We start from the raw sequence: 4,316 nt of genomic DNA on the forward strand, positions 1-4,316 counted from the left end.
CCGCGGCGGATCATGGGATCTGCCGCGGCCGCAGCTTTATGCAGGAGACAGTGACGACGAGCAGAAAGGAAGGAGACCGCTATGCTGAATCTCACCTGGATCAAGAACCCCGACCACGTATCCTACTGTAAGGAGAACGAGGTGCTGCCCCGGTTGGCGCGGGAGCTGGGCATCGCCGACCTGGCACAGCAGGTAGAGGAATTCCGGACCCACCCCACGGCGGAGGGGGTAAATCTGAAAGGGAAGAAACGTACCACTTTGAAGCTGTTCATCCCCAACCTGACCTTCCCGGAGCCGGTGGAGATGGGGGAGAACGTGTGGATCTATATGGGGGAGCTATGCCCCGCCTACTGTCTGTTTACCCCTTGGGAGGAGACAAAAGAGAATTGACGCAACGGGAAGGAGATACGGTTATGGGCGAACAAAAAAAATACTGGGAGGGCAAGCACTTCGCTTTCTATACCAACAAGGAGTGCGAATATTACCCCTGCCACCCGGTGCCGGAGGGGACGGAGTTCAACTGCCTGTTCTGCTACTGCCCGCTTTATATGCTGGGGCGGAAGTGCGGGGGAAACTTCACCTATTTGGAAAGCGGCGTCAAGGACTGTAGCGAGTGCCTGGTACCCCACCGCCGGGAGAACTATGGATTTATTGCCGACAGTTTCCAGAAGATTGCTGGCGAGATGGCGGAACGGGAGAAGAAGGAAGGACAGTAAACGAAGGTTCCAGCCTATACATTCCGAGATGCACATGAAAAAAGCGCCCAACTGCTATGCGCAGGCGGGCGCTTTTTTAGACATAGGTAGCCGTTCATTTAACAAGGTAGCGGGGAGGCATCCTGTTTCAGAAGGGTGTTGCCCACCATACTGCTGATGACCGGTGCGCCGATCCGGCGGCTCATGTCCAAAGAGGCCACGGTGCAGCGATCCAGATCAATGCCGCAGTCGATGTCCATTTTGTGGAGCAGATTGACGAAATCTTCGGTGGGAATGTTCCCCTTGGCATTGGGAATCACGGGGCAGCCGCCCATGCCGGCCAGGGACACGTCAAACCGGGTAAAGCCCAACTCCATGGCTTTCACGCAGTTGGCAAGACCAAATCCCTCAGTGTTGTGGATGTGCAGTGAGATCTGCTCTGGCCGGAAGCGCTCCAGAATCCCCCGCAGGATGCGCTCGGTATGGATGGGGTCGGCCATTCCGGCGGAGTCTCCCAGGCCCAGGGAGGAGGCCCCCAGCTCCATGGCTCGCCGGGCATAGGCCAGGGTTTTCTCCAGAGGGGTGGCATCGCCGAAGGGACAGCCGAAGACCGCGCCCAGGGCCGCTTGCACCTGGAGATCCGGGAGGCTGGCGATGGCTTCAAGGGTGGCGAAGGCCTCCACCGGCGTGGAGCCGAAGCCCCGGCCGAAGGTGTCGCTGACGGAGAGGAAGAAGTCCACGTGGCGGATGCCCAGCGTACTGGCCCGTCGGGCGGCCTCCACGCTCTCCACCAGGGCGGTCACTCTGACGCCCTTCTCGGCGGCGTAGGGGAGCACCATTTGGCAGAGGGAGTCCAGATCCTGGTACTGCCGGCCCCGGACGGGGTCGGAGCTGAAGACGCCGATCTCCAGCTCACGGGCGCCGTAGTCGATCATACTACAGATAAGCTCCCGCTTAACCTCGGTTGGAAGGACGGTCTTGAATTTCTGCCAGCCGTCCCTGGGGGCAACCTCCCTCAGGGACACCAAAGAGGGATAATTCATGGCGAAACACTCCTTTCAAAAGAAGAGGCACACCGCGGACACCAGAATAACCACCGCCGCATAGAGCAGCATAGCCGCGATACCGTAGGTCCAGATGAATTTGTTGTCCATGTTTTTCTGACTGAGCAGGATGGCTGCCTGACCGCTGGACGCGTAGGTGAGGTAGGCCACCATGGAGCTCAGCGAGATGGCCACGGCCAGGATGGTGATGTCATACCCTGCATCCACCAGGGGACCGCTCAGGGCGGATACCAGGGAGGAGACCACCAGCAGGGTGGCTGTGTTAGAGAAGAAGTTGGTGAGCAGCAAGGTAATAAGTACCGTCATGGCCACAAAGAGCAGGGGGCTGTGATTGGAGAAGAGGCCACCCAGGGCCTGCGTCAGCCAGGCTTTGATGCCGTACTCGTCGGCCACCAGCAGGCCGCCGATAGCTGCCATGGAGGCCACGGCCATGACAATGGGCCAGCTCACGCCCTTGGTGAAGGCCTCCACAGGGCAGAAGATCTGTTCCCCGTCCACCCGGATAAGGGCCAGCACCGCCAGGGCCACTGAGGTAAAAAGAACGGTGTCCATTTCCTTTAGGGCGCTCAGCACCGGCATCTCAGGCCAGTAGGGGCTGGTGAAGGAGTGGAGGGCGATGATCAGAAAGGCGGCCAGGGGGATCCACTGCCTCCGGGTCAGGCGCAGGGGCTTGTCCGCCAGGGCCTGGGCCAGATCTACCCGGCCCAGGGCTCGGATGTCGCACCGGAAGAGGAAGCGCAGGGCCAGAGCGAAGACGGCGCAGAAGGCAATGAGAATGGCAAAGGCCTCCGCCACGAAGCGGAAGGTGACTACCTGCACCCCAGCAGCGGCCAGAAAGAACTGCCCTGCCGCCAGATTAAGGGCCGCCATGCTGCCGATGGTCATAGGGCCGATACACATGGTGATAAAGGCGCCCAGGCATAGCAGGCGGACCAGCTTGCTTTTGGGCTCGATACCGGCCTCGGCGTAGATTCCATCCAGCAGGGTGAAACCCACGATGAGGGCGCCGAACACCCCCATGAAGGCGGCGGCCAGGCCAAAGGCGAAGAGGAGCATCATCACCATGACCATCGGGTATTTTTGAGTGAATCTGCGGGTCAGGAGGAACCGGGCGATGACCTCGCCGGTGTTGTCCCGGATGATGACGTAGCACAGGGCATAGAGCACCACGATCTGCCACACATAGGAGGCGCCCATAAAGGAGCTGATCACCTGGGCAGGGGTCTGAATGCCGTTGATTACCAGGCCGCCCATGGCGAACAGGGCGCACAGGATCAGGTCGTTGGTGGTCAGGATGCCGATAATGGCACCCACAAACACGCAGGCGATGGACACGCCGGCGGGGGTGATCCCGTCAGCCCAGGACGGGATCAGATGGGGGAGCAGTAGCATGCTCGCCAGCATGGCCAGCGTCCCTAGGTAGTAGACCCACGAGCTGTGCTTGGGGGATGCGTTTGTCTGTTTCATCGTTCTTCCTCCTTCTGTCTTTGGTGCGGTTTCACCGCACACCTCTCTCCATGGCAACTATAACACGGGTCGGCTTATTTGTTAAATTCATGTTTTTCCTTTTTATTTATAAGGAAATGTTATATAATGGCCATACCACGAGGAGGTGGCTGTATGACTATCGCGCAGATGTCCCATTTCTATGCGCTCTGCCAGTCCGGAAGCTACACTCAGGCGGCGAAGCAGCTATACATCACCCAGCCAGCCCTGAGCAAAAGCATCGCGGCGCTGGAGAGCGAACTGAACCTCAGGCTGGTGGAGCGCAGCACACGGACAGTGGCACTGACAGCGGCGGGGGAGGAGTTCGCACGGGCGTGTGAGGAGATGCTGGAGGTATATCGTAAGGGGGTGAACAATGCCCGGACGGCGGCGGGCGACATCTCGGGCCTGGTCCGCTTCGGCCTGCCCCGGGACCGGGTCTGCGATACCTTTGCCGGCCTGCGGCGGCATATCGAGGAGGAATACCCCAACCTCCGGCTGGAGCTGCGCTTTTACAGCGAAAACGGCCTTCTCCGCGCCCTGGATGACCACATGGCAGACTTCGTCCTGGCTTTTGGCCGGCCCCGGGCGGACAACGTGGGGCGGCAGAGCCTGTCCGTCAGCCAGATCTGCGCCGTGCTGCCCGGCGGCCACCCCCTGGCTGGGGCGGGAGAGCTGAGCTTCTCTCAACTGCGGCATGAGGCGTTTCTGGTCCCAGACTACAAAATCTCCGGTGTGGAGTTTGACACGGTGGTAACTTATGCCGGCCGGAATGGCTTCTCACCCCACGTGGTCCAGGAGGCGGACTCCATTCCCCAAATCTTCACCATGGTGGCCTGCGGATGCGGGATTGCTGTTTTGTCTGAGCTCTATCGCTTCAGTGCCGGAGAGCACGTGGTCTTCGTCCCCCTGAGAGATATCCCGCCCAGCGAGGAGCATCTGCTCTGGCGGCAGCGGGATGACAAGTGCTTAAATGCCATTGTGGAGCTGGCCCGGCGTTACTACGGAGACGGGATGTAGGACGCTGTGGAGAAAAAACAGGCCGGCCGGAGCGAGGGGTCCCGCTCCGGCC

The 4,316-nt window shown here is 60.3% G+C and carries 5 protein-coding genes; 3 read left to right on the forward strand and 2 right to left on the reverse strand.

All coding sequences use genetic code 11. The annotated features are described in order from the left end of the window. Positions 1–81 precede the first annotated feature (81 nt). Together HMPREF0372_RS10090 and HMPREF0372_RS10095 are read left to right on the forward strand one after the other, a co-directional pair. Positions 82–390 carry a hypothetical protein gene (locus HMPREF0372_RS10090; RefSeq protein WP_007491804.1) on the forward strand — a complete coding sequence of 103 codons (309 nt, stop codon included), beginning with the start codon at positions 82–84 and terminating at the stop codon, positions 388–390. Between the two features lie 23 nt (positions 391–413). Beyond that, on the forward strand, positions 414–716 hold the full coding sequence (locus HMPREF0372_RS10095; protein ID WP_007491806.1) for a cysteine-rich small domain-containing protein: 303 nt from the start codon (positions 414–416) through the stop codon (positions 714–716). Between the two features lie 98 nt (positions 717–814). Here HMPREF0372_RS10095 and HMPREF0372_RS10100 read toward each other — a convergent pair whose 3' ends face one another. Next, positions 815–1,738, reverse strand: coding sequence for a beta/alpha barrel domain-containing protein (locus HMPREF0372_RS10100; RefSeq protein ID WP_007491808.1), 924 nt, complete (start codon positions 1,736–1,738; stop codon positions 815–817). 15 nt (positions 1,739–1,753) lie between these two features. Then, entirely contained in the window at positions 1,754–3,226 is a 1,473-nt protein-coding gene (locus HMPREF0372_RS10105) for an SLC13 family permease (protein WP_007491809.1), read from the reverse strand. A 153-nt stretch (positions 3,227–3,379) separates the two neighbouring features. Here HMPREF0372_RS10105 and HMPREF0372_RS10110 point away from each other — a divergent pair, with 153 nt between their 5' ends. After that, positions 3,380–4,264, forward strand: a complete 885-nt coding sequence (locus HMPREF0372_RS10110; RefSeq protein WP_007491811.1) for a LysR family transcriptional regulator — start codon at positions 3,380–3,382, stop codon at positions 4,262–4,264. The last annotated feature ends 52 nt before the right edge of the window (positions 4,265–4,316 follow it).

Source organism: Flavonifractor plautii ATCC 29863 (assembly GCF_000239295.1).
Lineage (GTDB): Bacteria > Bacillota > Clostridia > Oscillospirales > Oscillospiraceae > Flavonifractor > Flavonifractor plautii.